Origin of the sequence: Roseobacter sp. N2S (assembly GCF_031454055.1) — a bacterium.
In the GTDB taxonomy this organism is placed as follows: Bacteria; Pseudomonadota; Alphaproteobacteria; order Rhodobacterales; family Rhodobacteraceae; genus Amylibacter.
This window is the reverse complement of record NZ_JAVDQB010000001.1, coordinates 576,537-591,485: the sequence shown is the minus strand read 5'-3', so window position 1 is coordinate 591,485 and position 14,949 is coordinate 576,537. Positions and strand designations below refer to the sequence as shown.

At 56.7% G+C, this 14,949-nt stretch carries 12 protein-coding genes; 6 read left to right on the top strand and 6 right to left on the bottom strand.

The window, feature by feature from the left end:
- Position 1: 1 nt before the first annotated feature.
- On the bottom strand, positions 2 to 1,435 hold the full coding sequence (locus GGE09_RS02845) for an amidase family protein (protein ID WP_309743671.1): 1,434 nt from the start codon (positions 1,433 to 1,435) through the stop codon (positions 2 to 4).
- A 211-nt stretch (positions 1,436 to 1,646) separates the two neighbouring features.
- Between GGE09_RS02845 and hisD the strand changes: the two genes are divergently transcribed.
- The 4 genes from hisD to GGE09_RS02825 are packed head-to-tail and all read left to right on the top strand — an operon-like array spanning position 1,647 to position 5,516.
- The gene (gene hisD / locus GGE09_RS02840; protein ID WP_309743669.1) at positions 1,647 to 2,969 is read left to right on the top strand and encodes a histidinol dehydrogenase; all 1,323 of its coding nucleotides are present in this window, start codon (positions 1,647 to 1,649) and stop codon (positions 2,967 to 2,969) included.
- A gap of 32 nt (positions 2,970 to 3,001) precedes the next feature.
- Positions 3,002 to 3,646 (top strand): hypothetical protein, encoded by a 645-nt coding sequence (locus GGE09_RS02835; RefSeq protein WP_405048530.1) that lies wholly within the window; start codon positions 3,002 to 3,004, stop codon positions 3,644 to 3,646.
- Between the two features lie 30 nt (positions 3,647 to 3,676).
- Positions 3,677 to 4,441, top strand: a complete 765-nt coding sequence (locus GGE09_RS02830; RefSeq protein WP_309743666.1) for an SDR family oxidoreductase — start codon at positions 3,677 to 3,679, stop codon at positions 4,439 to 4,441.
- A 52-nt stretch (positions 4,442 to 4,493) separates the two neighbouring features.
- Positions 4,494 to 5,516 carry a LacI family DNA-binding transcriptional regulator gene (locus tag GGE09_RS02825; RefSeq protein WP_309743664.1) on the top strand — a complete coding sequence of 341 codons (1,023 nt, stop codon included), beginning with the start codon at positions 4,494 to 4,496 and terminating at the stop codon, positions 5,514 to 5,516.
- Between the two features lie 87 nt (positions 5,517 to 5,603).
- Here the strand turns inward: GGE09_RS02825 and GGE09_RS02820 are convergent, their stop codons facing one another.
- Positions 5,604 to 7,139: a DUF4331 domain-containing protein gene (locus tag GGE09_RS02820; protein WP_309743662.1), complete on the bottom strand. Its 1,536-nt coding sequence runs from the start codon at positions 7,137 to 7,139 to the stop codon at positions 5,604 to 5,606.
- A 346-nt stretch (positions 7,140 to 7,485) separates the two neighbouring features.
- Entirely contained in the window at positions 7,486 to 11,082 is a 3,597-nt protein-coding gene (locus GGE09_RS02815; RefSeq protein WP_309743660.1) for a hydantoinase B/oxoprolinase family protein, read from the bottom strand.
- A 95-nt stretch (positions 11,083 to 11,177) separates the two neighbouring features.
- On the opposite strand from GGE09_RS02815, the gene GGE09_RS02810 reads away from it, so the two are divergent.
- The gene (locus GGE09_RS02810) at positions 11,178 to 11,687 is read left to right on the top strand and encodes a winged helix DNA-binding protein (protein WP_309743658.1); all 510 of its coding nucleotides are present in this window, start codon (positions 11,178 to 11,180) and stop codon (positions 11,685 to 11,687) included.
- A 12-nt stretch (positions 11,688 to 11,699) separates the two neighbouring features.
- Here GGE09_RS02810 and rsmD read toward each other — a convergent pair whose 3' ends face one another.
- Both rsmD and GGE09_RS02800 read right to left on the bottom strand, forming a co-directional pair.
- The gene (gene rsmD / locus GGE09_RS02805) at positions 11,700 to 12,260 is read right to left on the bottom strand and encodes a 16S rRNA (guanine(966)-N(2))-methyltransferase RsmD (protein ID WP_309743656.1); all 561 of its coding nucleotides are present in this window, start codon (positions 12,258 to 12,260) and stop codon (positions 11,700 to 11,702) included.
- Positions 12,257 to 13,465 (bottom strand): FAD/NAD(P)-binding oxidoreductase, encoded by a 1,209-nt coding sequence (locus GGE09_RS02800; RefSeq protein WP_309743654.1) that lies wholly within the window; start codon positions 13,463 to 13,465, stop codon positions 12,257 to 12,259. The genes rsmD and GGE09_RS02800 overlap by 4 nt, the downstream gene beginning before the upstream one ends.
- An 85-nt stretch (positions 13,466 to 13,550) precedes the next feature.
- Between GGE09_RS02800 and GGE09_RS02795 the strand changes: the two genes are divergently transcribed.
- Positions 13,551 to 14,039, top strand: coding sequence for a peroxiredoxin (locus GGE09_RS02795; protein ID WP_309743652.1), 489 nt, complete (start codon positions 13,551 to 13,553; stop codon positions 14,037 to 14,039).
- A gap of 107 nt (positions 14,040 to 14,146) precedes the next feature.
- On the opposite strand, the gene GGE09_RS02790 is transcribed toward GGE09_RS02795, so the two are convergent.
- Positions 14,147 to 14,938: a mechanosensitive ion channel domain-containing protein gene (locus tag GGE09_RS02790; protein WP_309743650.1), complete on the bottom strand. Its 792-nt coding sequence runs from the start codon at positions 14,936 to 14,938 to the stop codon at positions 14,147 to 14,149.
- Positions 14,939 to 14,949 lie beyond the last annotated feature (11 nt).

Below are 14,949 nucleotides of genomic sequence, written 5' to 3'. Positions count from 1 at the left end.
CTCACAAATGCAGAACATTCGGATCAATCGGCCCCTTTGGCAGGTTCAAAGCCCGCTCCAATGCCAAGCCAACCTGCAACACCAAAGCATCGCCTTTGGGTGGCCCGACCAGCTGAATCCCGATAGGCATCCCTGATTTGGTGAACCCCGCAGGCAGGGCCAAAGCCGGCAAAGCCGCCGTTGTGGCAAGGAAAGAGAACCGCAGCCACTCCACATAATCGGTTAACTCCTGACCATCCACCACTGTTGGATATTCCTGTTCCACCAAAGTCGGCTCCAGCCCGACAACAGGGATCGCCAGCACGTCAAAACCTTGCAAGAATTCCCGCATCTGATGATAGACTTCGGTCCGTCCCCGCTGCGCCAGATAAATATCATGGCTGGTCTGGCGCACGCCTACGTCAATGTTTTCCTGCAAGGTTCGCTTGAAATGCGCCTTCACCGCATCGGGCACAAAATTGTTCACCGCCCCGTAATGCATCCCGCGCAGGGCCACGTAACTGTCATAAAGTGCGGGCGTTTCGGGGCAGGCTTCTTCGACAACCATCCCCGCGCCCTGCGCCGTGGTCATCGCACTTGCCAGAATATCACGGATTTCCTGTTCAACAGGGGCAAAGCCGCCCTGATCAGGACTAAAGGCGATGCGGATGTTTTTCTTTTCCTGCTGTACCGCATCCTGAAAAGACACGTCAGGGGCGTGCAGGCTGATCGGCATCCGTGGATCAAACCCTGACATCGCGTCCAGAAACAGCGCCACATCTTCCACATCCCGCGCCATCGGCCCGTTGATACCTTCGTTCAGGAACCCCGCCGGACCCGGCCCGCCGCCCGCACGTCCGGGCGTTGGGCGAAACCCGCAAACCCCGCAATAGCCCGCAGGAGTGCGCAGCGATCCCGCCAGATCGGACCCCGAACTTAACCAGGTTTCCCCCGCCGCCAAAGACGCCGCCGCCCCACCCGAAGACCCGCCTGCATTCTTGCGCGTGTCCCATGGGTTGCGGGTGTAGCCGAACACTTCGTTAAAGGTATTGCCCCCCGCGCCAAATTCCGGCGTGTTGGTTTTCCCTGTTATCACCGCACCACGTTTTTCCATCATATCCACCAACGGGCTGCTGACGGGGGATACATAATCGCGCATCCCAACTGACCCCATAGTGGTAACAACACCGCCAACCTCGTTCAGATCCTTGATGCCCACAGGCAGCCCGCCCAGCCAACCGGGGTCGCTTTGATCTGCGTTTCCAGCGGTTTCAGCCTGCGCATAGGCGCGTTCGCGGCATTGGGTGACAGTGGCATTAATCGAAGGCCCCACCGCATCAATCCGCGCGTAGGCCGCGTCCAGCAATTCTTTGGACGACACCTCTTTGCGTTTCAACATGCCAACCACGTCCCGTGCTGATTTCGCGCAGATTTCTGGTCCTGTAAACTCGGCCATTGCCGTCTCCCGTCTGATTGATTTTGGCCGAGTGTGCGGGGCGGCAGGAAAACTGTCCACCGCAAAATGCAGGGGTAATTGCACAGCTAAAAGATGGTGAAAACCAGCCCGCTTTCTCTTTCATTATTTTTGCATACGCTTGCAAACGACACTTGCACTCTGCTCTGTGCGGTGATTAACCTTGGGGAAACGCATTAGTTAGGACCAAATAATGGCAATTACATATTTAAAACGCGGCAAATCCGATGCAGAGCGGGCAGACGACGACACCAAAACCCGCGCCATTGTTGAATCCACGCTGAAACAGATCGAAACGGGGGGCGACGCCGCTCTGCGGGAGCTTTCGGAAAAATTCGATAATTATTCCCCTGTTGCGTTCAAGCTGGAACAGGATGAAATCGACGCCTTGATTGCGTCACTCAGCGAAAGGGAACTGGCAGACATCACTTTCGCACAAACCAACGTGCGCAATTTCGCCCAAGCCCAGCGCGACTCTCTGCTGGACATAGAGGTGGAACCGATGCCGGGTGTGATCCTTGGCCATAAAACAATCCCCGTGCAATCGGTGGGCTGTTATGTACCGGGCGGGAAATTCCCTATGGTGGCCTCCGCCCATATGTCAGTGGCCACGGCCAGCGTTGCGGGGGTGCCACGCATCATCGCCTGCACCCCGCCGTTCAACGGCAAACCGAACGCCGCCGTGATCGCCGCCATGCACCTTGGCGGCGCCCATGAAATCTATGTTATGGGCGGCATTCAGGCGGTTGGGGCCATGGCCCTTGGAACTGAAACCATCGACCCTGTGCATATGCTGGTTGGCCCCGGAAACGCCTTTGTCGCCGAAGCAAAACGCCAGTTGTTTGGCCGCGTCGGGATTGATCTGTTTGCAGGCCCAACCGAAACCATGGTCATCGCTGACGATACAGTCGACGGAGAACTCTGCGCCACCGATCTGCTGGGACAGGCCGAACACGGCTACAACTCGCCTTCAATCCTGCTGACCACATCGCGCAAACTGGCAAATGATACCATGTCCGAAATCGACCGCTTACTAAAAATCCTGCCCACCGCCGATACCGCAAGCGTGTCCTGGCAAGATTACGGCGCGGTGATCTTGTGTGACACCTACGATGAAATGCTGGCCGTCGCCGATGACATCGCCTCCGAGCATGTGCAGGTGATGACCGACCGCGATGACTGGTTCTTGGAAAACATGACCTGCTACGGCGCGTTGTTTTTGGGGCCGCGCACCAATGTGTCAAACGGGGATAAGGTGATCGGCACCAATCACACCCTGCCCACCATGAAAGCGGGCCGTTACACAGGCGGGCTGTGGGTTGGCAAATTCCTGAAAACCCACAGCTACCAAAAAATCACCACAGACGCCGCAGCAACCTACATCGGCGAATACGGGTCGCGGCTGTGCATGTTAGAAGGCTTTGTCGGCCACGCCGAACAATGTAACATCCGTGTCAGGCGCTATGGCGGTCTGAACATCCCCTACGGTGAAGGCGCCCCCCACCGCGAACCATAGGAGCAATGATCATGCGACAGGCGCCAAAATCCATGTGGTCCCTTGAAACCTTGGGGCGCACCCGCCTGTCGCGGTATTTCTTTCTGCGCGATTTCATGTTTTCCGAAATCAGCGCTTTTCACGGCATCCCCAACGTGCCCGATCACCCTGACTTGATGATCGCAGCTGGCTGCGCGCTGGCGCAAAACCTGTTGGACCCGCTGGTGGAAACCTTTGGCCCCATTGCGATCCGTGCAGGATACCGATCGCCGACGCTGAACAAATACGGCAATGACAATAACCTCAACTGCTCGCGCAATGCTGTGAACGCCGCCTCACGTATGTGGGACCAGCGCGACGCTGCAGGCAATATGGGCGCTTGCGTGACGATTGTGGTGCCGTGGTTCGCTGATCAATACGATCAGGGCCGAGACTGGCGCGATCTGGCCTATTGGATTCACGACCACCTAAACTATCACGAACAGTATTATTTCCCGAAACTGGCGGCGCTAAACCTGACGTGGCGGGAAAACCCCGACAAACGCATCCTCAGCTATATCGCCCCGCGCGGCAAACTGGTTGCCCCCCACGCAGAACCACCCGAACCCCTGCCCGAACGCCAAAAGCGCTACGCCGATTTTCCGAAATTTCGCGCCCTGCAATATCCACAAACACCCGCCACGCCCTTCGTGGTATAATGCCCACAGACTCGACCAAGGACTGTAAACATGACCCTTCCCCGCACCCCTTCTTTTCGCCTTGATGGCAAACGCGCCCTTGTGACAGGGGGAACATCGGGCATCGGGCTGGGCTGCGCGGTTGCACTGGCCGAACACGGTGCTTCGGTCACGCTGGCCGCCCGCAACACTGACCGCATGACCGCCGCCGCCGCCAAAATGCGGGCCGAGGGCTGGGCCGTTGACACGCTCTCCCTTGATGTGTCCGACATCGCAGACACCCAAAGTAAAGTCGCCCAATCCGGCCCCTATGACATCCTCGTCAACTCTGCCGGATTTGCCCGCCACGCACCGGCCCTTGAAACCACCGAGTCCGATTTCGACGCGATGACCGACCTTAACGCCAAAGGCGCGTATTTCATCGCCCAAGCCGTGGCCAAGGGTCTGGTTGCGGCTGGAAAACCCGGATCAATCATCCAGATCTCCAGCCAGATGGCCCATGTGGGCGGGCAAGAGCGGGCGGTCTATTGCGGATCAAAACATGCAGTCGAGGGCTACACCAAGGCCCAAGCCATTGAATGGGGACCAAGCGGCATCCGCGTCAACACCATCTGCCCCACTTTCATCCGCACGCCGCTCACCGAGCAAACCTTCAAACGCCCCGAGCTGGTGGCGTGGATCGAAGACAAAATCAAACTCGGTCGCATCGGAGAGGTCGAAGACATCATGGGCGCCACCGTATTCCTCGCCTCGGATGCCGCCGCCCTGATCACGGGCACCTCTTTGTTGGTGGATGGCGGCTGGACCGCCGATTAACCCCCAACCGCCTGCTTCAATGTTCCCCAAATACTCATAAAAGGCCCGCCCCATGCCAAACGACAAGGTTACATCGCAAGACGTTGCAAAACGCGCCGGTGTGTCGCAATCCGCTGTCAGCCGCGTGTTTACCAAAGGGGCTTCGGCCAGCCAGAAAACCATTGATAAGGTGAAAAAGGCAGCCGATGAACTGGGATACCGCCCCAATGTGCTTGCCCGCTCGCTGATCACGGGGCGGTCACGGATTATCGGCTTGGTGGTGGCTTATCTCGACAATTACTTTTACCCTGTTGCCTTGGAAAAACTGTCAAATGCCCTGCAGGATCAGGGGTATCATGTGATGGTATTTATGGCCTCGGACACCACAGAAAACATCGAACAGGTTGTAGATGAAATTCTGGATTATCAGGTAGATGGCATTGTGGCGGCCTCGGTTCCCTTATCGTCTGATCTGGCGGGGCGGTGCCGCGCGGCAGGCATTCCGCTGGTGTTTTTCAACCGCTCGCAGGATGGCGATAATCTGACCAGTGTCACGGCTGACAACTACGCAGGCGGGCGCAAAGTGGCCGCGTTTCTGGCCGCCCACCACCCTGAGCGCATCGGCTATATTGCAGGCTGGGAGGGCGCTTCAACACAGCGCGACCGCGAGGCGGGTTTTCGCGACGGGCTGCAAGAGGCCGGACTTGAAATTCAAAGCCGCACCGTCGGGAATTTCCAGACAGATTCCGCACGGGCCGCTGCGCTTGCCATGTTTTCAGCGCCGCATCATCCCGACGCGGTTTTTGTGGCCAATGATCACATGGCCTTTGCAGTGATGGATGTGCTGCGTCACGAATTACACCTGTCAGTGCCGGGGGATGTGATTGTCGTCAGCTATGATGATGTCCCCCCTGCCGCTTGGGCCGCCTATAGCCTGACCACTGTACGCCAGCCCACCAACCAGATGGTTGCGCAAACCGTTAAGGTGATGATGGAGGCTATCGGCGCAGAAGGCTGTGCCCCTGAGAACATCAAAATCGACGGCCCGCTGATCATTCGCGGTTCTGCCCCTGCGCCGAAAGGCTGGCTGGGATAACCCTTACCCTAACGGCTTTCAGAAACGACAAAACGCCCCGACACAATCGGGGCGTTTTTAATGTTTCAATAGTCTGAACTGTCAGCTTTAGTTCGGAGAACCAGCCAAAGGTGTGTTCAGGTAAGGGAACACGTTTTGCAATTCAGCAGCACTGATCGGCGCACCATCGGTGAAAGGCGCATTGCCAACAGGCGCATCTTCTGGATCACACAGGCCCAGATTGATCAGGTCGCTGTCTTCGTCCTCGACCGCACCGTCAACACCCAGTTCAGCTCCAAGTGGCACTGGATGACACAAGGCCCCCATCATCACACGCAGGGCAATATCCACCACGTCATCACCGGGGCGACGACCGTTTGGAAAGCCCGCCAGATCTTCGGCAACCACACCGTAGGAATGCTGCAAGTTCCGCAATCTCGGTGGCACAGCCGTATTCAGACGCATCATTTCAGAGCCGACAACACCCGCGGGTTGATTGAACCCAGGAAAGCCCGTCAGAAACGCTGTCACAAAGTCTTGGCGTGGAAAGTTCGACGGCGCGATATTGTCGTCTGCACCAACCGCATCGCGGAACAAGGCGTCCAGCAAAAATGGCAGCGTTGGATTGGTCACATATTTTGCAAAGGCACCGTCATCGGTTGGCGAACTGCGGTTGAATTTGTTTTTATCCGGCAGGCCGATCACCACTTCGTTCACCAGCGGGTTAGACAAGCGCGAAACCTGTCTTGTGCCATATCTATTGTCATGTTTGATGCTGGCCGTGGTCCAAGCCCCGATTACAGTCTCGTCGCCTTGGGTCACACAATTTGTCGGCACCTCAAGCGCGAGCGATGTCACGTTGGCTTTCCCCACCAAATCGTCATTGTCACGGGATTGCATAATCCCACCGGGGAAGGATGCGCCGTCCAGTGGCACAAGGTTCACAAGATCAAAGATTTCGCCCAAGTTCACAGCAAAGGCTTCGGCGCGCTGGCCGACAAACACCCGACCGTCTTTTTTACAGCCCGGAATTTTGAAATCATAGATATAACGATTGGCATAGGCATCGTAGTCCGGAATGGTCTTTTTTCCGATGTTATCCACAGGCTTGGTAAAGCTGTCCAACCCAGAGGTGGATTTCAGAACGCGGGATTTGCCCGTGCGGCGGTCTCCGCGAACCAGTGTCAGGGAATAGGCTTCGTTTTCACCCAAATTGCCAGTGTCACCGGCACTGATCGGGCCAGCGGCGCGCAGGGGAATTGCAAGTTTTTTGTCGCCAACAGGCACCCGAATATGCTTGCCGTTCTTAACCCGTGTGTTGTCAAAACGGAACTGAAAGGTCAGGTCTTCTTTGGCATCGCCATTGTTGTCGATGTGAATTTCATACAGCGCATCTTCGTCCATAGTGAAATAGTTCGGGCCCCCGTAGGGCGCCTGCAACGGCTGGTAGTTGGCGATAAAGGTGACATAGCCCTTCCGGCCCCGTTCGTAAGAGCGGAACATATAGAAATCCGTCGCATCAACTTTCGGCGTTTTTGTAATTGCTGGCGCTTCGCGGTGTGAAGATGCGCCGACCATGCCGACGGAAGCCGCCAGCGCAGTCGCGACCAGCCCACTGGTAAGAATGTGTCGTTTGAATTTCATTTGGTTCCCTCCAAAAATATCATCAGACCATTGGCGATCTGGCGGCGGGGCAGCGCAGTGACTTTGCGTCAACCACCGTATGAAGGGTACGCGGCACGGATCACAGTGGATCACAAACAGTTCCATCACGAAAACGAGAGCAGGGGTTCAAATCCCGCGCCGACATCCCGATATAGCAGTTGGTTTATCGAAAAGAATCACGATTGCAGCAAAAATAAAATTTGCAATATCTTGCGCTTAGCCCGCCACCGCGGGGAGTTTGGGTGCTTAAGTTGAGTAGTGCAAATTCCAAAGAAAAAGGCGACCTCTGCCGCCTTTTTACGTTCATTATTTTTTCAAGCCCTGCCTAAACAGCGCCATATCCGCCCGGTGTTGGTGTCGTGACAATGACGGCCTCACCTGCTTTCAGGATCGTTTGATCACAACCGTTCAGCACTTCGATGCTGCCATCCTGACGGCGCACTTCGGTCTTGCCGCTAAGGCCATCCTCACCGCCTTTGATGCCCTTTGGGCGGTTCTGACGGTTGCCCGACAGGATCGCCATTTCCATTTCCTCAAGGAAGCGAACCGTGCGCCGCGTGCCGCTGCCCCCGTGCCATTTGCCTTTACCCCCTGTACCCTCGCGGATGACAAATTCTTCCAGATGCACGGGGAAGCGGAACTCCAGAATCTCGGGATCGGTCATACGGCTGTTGGTCATATGCACCTGCACCGCATCGGTTCCGTTATATCCTTCACCCGCTGGCGCACCCGAACAGATGGTTTCGTAATACTGGTATTTGTCATTCCCAAAGGTCAGGTTGTTCATGGTGCCCTGACTGTTGGACATCACACCCAAAGCCGCCATCAGCGTATTTGTCACCCCTTGCGAGGTTTCCACATTCCCCGCCACCACAGCGGCCGGATATTTCGGGCGCAGCATGCAATCATCGGGTATGATGATGTTAATGGGGCGCAAACAGCCCGCATTCATCGGGATGTTGCCTTGCACCATCACCCGAAACGCATACAGCACCGCCGCACGGGTCACAGGTTCGGGCGCGTTAAAGTTGGTGCCTTGCTGGGGTGATGTTCCCGTGAAATCCACCGTGGCTTCGCGCTTTTCCTTATCCACGGAAATCGCAACCTTGATGACCGCTCCCTGATCGGTGTGGGTTTCAAAGCTGCTGTCGTGCAGCGCGTCGATCACACGGCGCACGCTTTCTTCGGCATTGTCCTGAACGTGCTTCATATAGGCCTGCACCACATCCAGCCCAAAATGTTTCACCATCTTGCGCAATTCACGCGCGCCCATCTGTTCGGATGCAATCTGAGCCTTCAGGTCGGCCACATTCTGATAGGGATTGCGGCAGGGGTATTTGTGATCCGTCAGCAGATGCAGCAAGGCGTCTTCGCGGAATTCCCCCTGATCCACGATCAGGAAGTTATCAAACAAGACGCCCTCTTCATCCACATTTGTGGCGAGCGGCGTCATTGACCCCGGCGCAGTGCCGCCCACATCCGCATGATGCCCGCGCGACGCTGTGTAGAACAGGATTTCCTGCCCTGCATCGTCAAACACTGGCGTCACTGTGGTGATGTCTGGCAGGTGCGTGCCGCCGTTATAGGGCGCGTTCAGGCAGAACACATCGCCGGGGCGGATCTTACCCTTGTTCTGCGCAATGATGCTTTCGACCGAGCGATCCATCGACCCCAGATGCACCGGCATATGGGGCGCATTGGCCACAAGCGAGCCGTCCGCTGCAAACACGGCACAGGAAAAATCGAGCCGTTCCTTAATGTTCACCGAATAGGCGGTGTTTTGCAGGGTCAGCCCCATCTGTTCGGCAATGGACATGAACAGGTTGTTGAACACCTCCAGCATCACCGGATCGGCGGTGGTGCCGATGGCATGGGCAGAGGGTAGTGCTTCGATCCGCTTCAAAACGATATGGTCGTGACGGGTGATCCGCCCTTCCCAACCGGGTTCCACAACGATGGTCTGATGGGGTTCCACAATCAGCGCAGGGCCAGGAATAACCTGCCCCGCTGTCAGCGCGGCCCGGTCAGTGTACACCCCTGCCTCATGCCAGTCGGTGCCAGAAAACAGCCGCGTTGTACCACTGCTTGTGGCTTGTGCGTCAACCTCGGCCTGTTCGGGTTCGTCAATGGCTGCACCACCGCCTGCGCTTTCAACCTCAATCGCTTCAATCACGATCTGCTTGTCAGGATAGACAAATCCGAACTGGGATTTATGGGCCGCTTCAAATTCCGCTTTCATGGCGGAAACATCACCCAACAGCGCCTGCAACGGTGTATCTGTTCCGTCATAGCGCAAATGCACCCGTTTTACGGTCTGTGCATCCATCACCCCTTGATCTAACAATTCGGCCTGCGTGGCCTGCGCCAACGTGTCGGCCTCGGCCTCTACCCCCGCCAGATTTTCCGCCAACATCGGTTTAACAATAGACGCCGTGCGCGTGCTGCGAATATCCGCCAGCCCCATGCCATAGGCGCTGAGGATTCCTGAATGGGGATGCACATGCACGGTCTTCATGCCCAACGCATCGGCCACGGAACAGGCGTGCTGCCCCCCTGCGCCGCCAAAACAGGTCAGCGCATAGGGGGTTACGTCATAGCCGCGCTGGACTGAAATTTTCTTGATTGCGTTGGCCATGTTTTCCACCGCAATCGCCAGAAACCCTGCGGCCACTTCTTCGGCGCTGCGCCCGTCGTCGATCTGGGTTGTCAACGCTTCGAACTTGGCTTTCACCACATCCACGTCCAGCGGCTGGTCCTGATTGGGGCCAAATATCGCAGGGAAATTCTGCGCCTGCAACTTGCCGACCATCACGTTGGCATCCGTCACCGTCAGCGGCCCGCCACGGCGGTAACAGGCAGGGCCGGGGTTGGCACCCGCACTGTCCGGTCCCACAACATAGCGGTTGTTTTCATAGTGCAGAATAGACCCGCCGCCCGCCGCAACCGTGTGTATCCGCATCATCGGTGCCCGCATCCGCACGCCGGCAACCTCGGTGTCAAAAGCCCGTTCCAGATCGCCCGCATAATGGGACACATCCGTTGACGTGCCACCCATATCAAAGCCGATAATTTCGTTAAATCCGGCAAGGCGCGAGGTTTCAACCGCCCCGACAACACCCCCCGCAGGGCCTGACAGAATGGCGTCTTTCCCTTGAAACCGATCCGCCGCCGTCAACCCGCCAGAGGACATCATGAACATCAACCGCGTGTCGCTGGTTTCATCCAGTCCCAACTCATCCGCCACCTGTTGCACATAGCGGCGCAGGATTGGCGACAGATAGGCATCGACCACAGTGGTATCGCCGCGCCCGACAAATTTCATCAGGGGGGAAACCTCATGGCTGGTGGAAACCTGGGTAAAGCCCACATCCTGCGCGATTTTTGCGGCCTGAATTTCATGCTGTGGATAGGCATAGGCATGCATGAACACAATCGCCACAGCACGGATGCCGCTGTCATAGATGGTTTGCAGGGCGGCGCGGATATCATCATCCTGCGCGGCAGTTTCAACTGTACCATCTGCGCGGATACGCTCGTTCACCTCGGCCACTTTGGTGTACAGCAATTCGGGCTTGATGATGTTCTGGGCGAAAATATCCTTGCGCCCCTGATCGCCAATGGCCAGCGCATCGCGGAAACCCTTGGTAGTCAACAGGCCTGTTGCATCGCCTTTACGTTCCAACAGCGCATTGGTGGCAACCGTGGTGCCCATCTTGACGGTGGCGATCAGCTCGTTCGGGACAGGATCACCTTGACCGATTTGCAGAAAATCGCGGATGCCTTGGATGGCGGCATCGGGATAAGCCTCGGGGTTTTCGGACAGCAGTTTATGGGTCGTGATGACCCCGTCAGGGTTGCGCGCCACCAGATCGGTAAAAGTGCCGCCGCGATCAATCCAGAAATCCCATTTGCCCTGTGTCATCGTAAATCCATCCCTTATCTGAGTCTCGTCACTTTGAGTTGCTCAAACATCAACATTTTGTTGACATTTTGTCAACGAAAACTCAGGATAGCTCTATGAAAAATCTCGGCCCCGTTGTTTCCTCTGCCCATCTTGCCCAAGGCAGTTTCCCCGAACTGTCAGAGCTGGAATTTGGCCTGACCATCGCCAGCAACGCGTTTCAGCGCTGGACCGTGCGCGGCATGGCAGCGGCTGGAACCATTGATCTGTCCCCGCTTGAAGTACAGGTTTTGCATTCCGCCCATCACCGCGAGCGGCCCAAAACGCTGGCTGACATCTGTCTTGTGCTGAACATCGAAGACACCCACACGGTGAATTATGCCATCAAGAAACTGACCAAAGCGGGGTTGGTGCGGGCAGGACGACAAGGCAAGGAAAAAACGGTTGAGGCAACCGAGACAGGTGCAAAAGCCTGTCGCGACTATGCGGAAACCCGCGAAAAACTGCTGCTGGGCGCACTGGATGAATTGGGGATAGAACCCGATCAGATCAGCCGGCTGGCCGCATTGCTGCGGATGATGTCAGGCCATTACGACCAAGCTGCCCGCGCCGCTGCCGCCTATTAAACGACCCTGAAATCAGGCAGGCGCCAGCATATGCACAAAGGTATCGCCGTATTTGCGCATGTCCAATTGCTCGAACCCTTCGGGCGGGACTTGCGCTGCGTTTTCTTCCCAAACGATCAATGCGCCCGGGGCAATCCAGCCACCCGCCAGCGCCGCCGACAGCGCTTTTTGCCCCATAGATTTGCCATAGGGCGGATCCAGAAAAATCAGATCAAACGGCGCGCCGTCCAATGGGCCGAGCTTGCGGGCATCACGGCGAAACAGTTTGATTTCGGAGTCAGTCCGCAGGATTCCCGCGTTTTCGCGGATCAGTTTTTGCGCCTTTACCCCGTCATCGACAAATTGTGCAAACGCCGCACCCCGCGATAATGCCTCAAACCCCAGCGCGCCTGTACCTGCGAACAGATCAAGCACCCGCGCATCGCGGATCGGATCGCCATAACCGCCGTTCACCAGCAGGTTAAAGATACTTTCGCGCACCCGATCCGTGGTTGGGCGTAAATGCGCCCCCGCATCACCCTTCCCAACCGAAGCCAGCGCAGTGCCTTTGAAACGCCCCGAGATAATCCTCATTTCAGCAAGGATTTCAGTTCCACCGACAGATCACCAACCCGTTCTTTCGCAGGGGATTTGCCGCTTTCGATCAGGCGCTTGCCCACCATAAAGGCGCGGGGTTCGTTGGCCGCGTCCACCGCCAGCAATTCATCGCCTTTATAGTACCAGAAAGACGCATCGCCTGCTTTGTCGCCCGCGCGGGTGACAACGCTGTCATAGCCGATGTTCAGCCCTGCGATCTGCAATTTCACATCAAATTGATCGGACCAGAACCACGGCTTGGCCACATAGTCTTTGGCGGCCCCCATGATATTTTCCGCCACCAGTTCGGCCTGATCAATGGCATTTGGTACGCTTTCCAGACGGATGCGCCCGCCGCGATAGGGGAAAGAGGCGCAGTCACCCGCAGCCCAGATACCGTCAACCGAGGTGGCCCCCTGCGCATCGGTCCTGATGCCGTTTTCGATGGTACACCCCGCCATTTCGGCCAGTTCTATCGAAGGGGTAATGCCCACACCGACGATGGCAAAATCCACCTCTATTTCGCGCCCGTCAGACAGGACAGCCCCGCTGACGCGGCCGTCGCCCGTCAAACGGTCCAGCCCGACACCTTCGACAATTTCAACGCCGTGGGACTGGTGCAGATTGCGGAAAAAATCCGAGGTTTCAGGACAAGCCACCCGTTGCAGGATGCGGTCAGCCATTTCAACCAGCGTGACCTTAAGGCCCTTTTTGGCAGCCACAGCCGCGGCCTCCAGCCCGATATAGCCGCCGCCGATGATCAGGACCCGTTTGTCTTCGGTAAATTCCGGTTCCATGGAATCCACGTCGTTCAGGGTGCGCACCACATAAACCCCGCCCAAATCCCCACCGATGCTGGCGGGCAGGCGACGCGGGTTCGATCCTGTGGCAAGCACCAGATCATCATAGGTAAGCACTTGTTTACCAACAATCACTGTCTTGGAACTGGCATCCACACTGTGAACAGGATCGCCCAGAATCATCGTAATATTCTGATCTTGGTAAAACGACAGGGGCCGCAGATACAGACGTTCCAGTTCCATTTCGCCCAGCAGATAGGCCTTGGACAGGGGCGGGCGTTGATACGGCGGGGCGGTTTCGGCACCGATCAAGGTGATTTTCCCGTCAAACCCCGAATTGCGCAGTTTGGCCACACAAGAACTGCCCGCTTGCCCAGCCCCGATAACAACAACATGACCCATGACAATTCTCCAAATCGGGCTGGCACCTTGGCGACACCGCACTATAGTCAGGGTCAAGATAAAACGAACTCGAAAGGAAACTTCAATGGTTATCGGAACAGGCGACGCGCTTCCTGAAGCAAAACTCGCAAAAATGGGCGCTGATGGCCCCGAAGTGGTAGATGTAAACGCAAAAGGCGCAGGCAAGAAACTGGCGATCTTTGCGCTGCCAGGCGCCTTTACCGGCACATGTTCTACCGCCCATGTGCCAAGCTTCATCCGCACAATCGACGATTTCAAAGCCAAAGGCGTGGATTCGGTTATCTGTGTGTCCGTGAACGATGTGTTCGTGATGCAAGCTTGGGGCGAGCAAACCGGCGCAACTGCCGCTGGCATCGAAATGCTGGCAGACGGCGACGGATCGTTTACCAAAGCCATGGGCCGCGCATTTACTGCCGCCCCAGTAGGGTTGATCGACCGGTCCAAACGCTATGCGATGATCGTTGAAGACGGCAAGATCACCACTTTGCAAGAAGAAGAAAACCCCGGCGTTTGTGAAGTTTCCGGCGGCGAGGCTTTGCTGGCAGCGCTGTAAGCTTTCGCACTGATTGATACGAAAAGGCCCCGCCGAACAGGCGGGGCCTTTTTGATTCCGGTGCCTCCGGCGGGGATATTTCCCAAACAAAAAGCCGGTGCGAGTGTTTAGCCTTCGGCACGCACAACGGTGGTGGTCGGGAAGGGAATGTCGATCCCGCCTTTGTCAAAGGCATCTTTGGCAGCGCGGGTCAGGGCGAATTTGACGTCCCAATAATCCGGCGCATCAACCCAAGCCCGAATTGTGAAATCAACCGAGCTGTCACCCAGATTGGTCACCTTCACAAACGGCGCAGGCAGTTCGTTAATCCGGTCATCCGCTGCGACCAGTTTGTTGATGATGCCTTCGGCTTTTTTCAGGTCGCTGCCGTAAGACACACCCAGCACCAGATCCACGCGGCGGGTTGTGTGGAACGAGTAGTTCTTGATCGCTGTGCCGAACACCTCGCCGTTGGGCAGGATGATCTGTACGTTATCGGGGGTGGCCAGTTCGGTAGTGAACAGGCTGACGTCTTTTACAGTGCCCGAAAAACCACCGATTTCCACAAAGTCACCGATTTTAAACGGGCGGAACACTACCAGCATGACGCCAGCGGCCAGGTTGGCCAGCGTGCCTTGCAGGGCCAGACCGATTGCCAAACCTGCGGCACCGATAACCGCCACCAAAGACGCTGTTTGGATGCCAAAGCGTGCCAGAACAAACACGCCCGCAAAGGCCAGCAGCGCATAACGCGCCACGCTGCCCAGAAACGAGAACAGCATATCGTCGATTTTTTCGTGTTTCTTTGAATAGCTGGCAATGTAGCGTTGCAACACGCCGCCCAACCAAACAGCCGCCAGCAGGATCGCTGCTGCGTAAAGCACATTAATTGCCAGTGCGAAAATCCAAGCCATAGTCATTCTTATTATCC

What these genes read in the sequence shown, in the direction of transcription:
- hisD (WP_309743669.1), top strand. Translation starts at nt 1,647, where the DNA reads ATGGCAATTACATATTTAAAACGCGGCAAATCCGATGCAGAGCGGGCA.
- rsmD (WP_309743656.1), bottom strand. Translation starts at nt 12,260, where the DNA reads ATGAGGATTATCTCGGGGCGTTTCAAAGGCACTGCGCTGGCTTCGGTT.
- GGE09_RS02810 (WP_309743658.1), top strand. Translation starts at nt 11,178, where the DNA reads ATGAAAAATCTCGGCCCCGTTGTTTCCTCTGCCCATCTTGCCCAAGGC.
- GGE09_RS02825 (WP_309743664.1), top strand. Translation starts at nt 4,494, where the DNA reads ATGCCAAACGACAAGGTTACATCGCAAGACGTTGCAAAACGCGCCGGT.
- GGE09_RS02830 (WP_309743666.1), top strand. Translation starts at nt 3,677, where the DNA reads ATGACCCTTCCCCGCACCCCTTCTTTTCGCCTTGATGGCAAACGCGCC.
- GGE09_RS02820 (WP_309743662.1), bottom strand. Translation starts at nt 7,139, where the DNA reads ATGAAATTCAAACGACACATTCTTACCAGTGGGCTGGTCGCGACTGCG.
- GGE09_RS02795 (WP_309743652.1), top strand. Translation starts at nt 13,551, where the DNA reads ATGGTTATCGGAACAGGCGACGCGCTTCCTGAAGCAAAACTCGCAAAA.
- GGE09_RS02835 (WP_405048530.1), top strand. Translation starts at nt 3,002, where the DNA reads ATGTGGTCCCTTGAAACCTTGGGGCGCACCCGCCTGTCGCGGTATTTC.
- GGE09_RS02790 (WP_309743650.1), bottom strand. Translation starts at nt 14,938, where the DNA reads ATGACTATGGCTTGGATTTTCGCACTGGCAATTAATGTGCTTTACGCA.
- GGE09_RS02815 (WP_309743660.1), bottom strand. Translation starts at nt 11,082, where the DNA reads ATGACACAGGGCAAATGGGATTTCTGGATTGATCGCGGCGGCACTTTT.
- GGE09_RS02845 (WP_309743671.1), bottom strand. Translation starts at nt 1,435, where the DNA reads ATGGCCGAGTTTACAGGACCAGAAATCTGCGCGAAATCAGCACGGGAC.
- GGE09_RS02800 (WP_309743654.1), bottom strand. Translation starts at nt 13,465, where the DNA reads ATGGGTCATGTTGTTGTTATCGGGGCTGGGCAAGCGGGCAGTTCTTGT.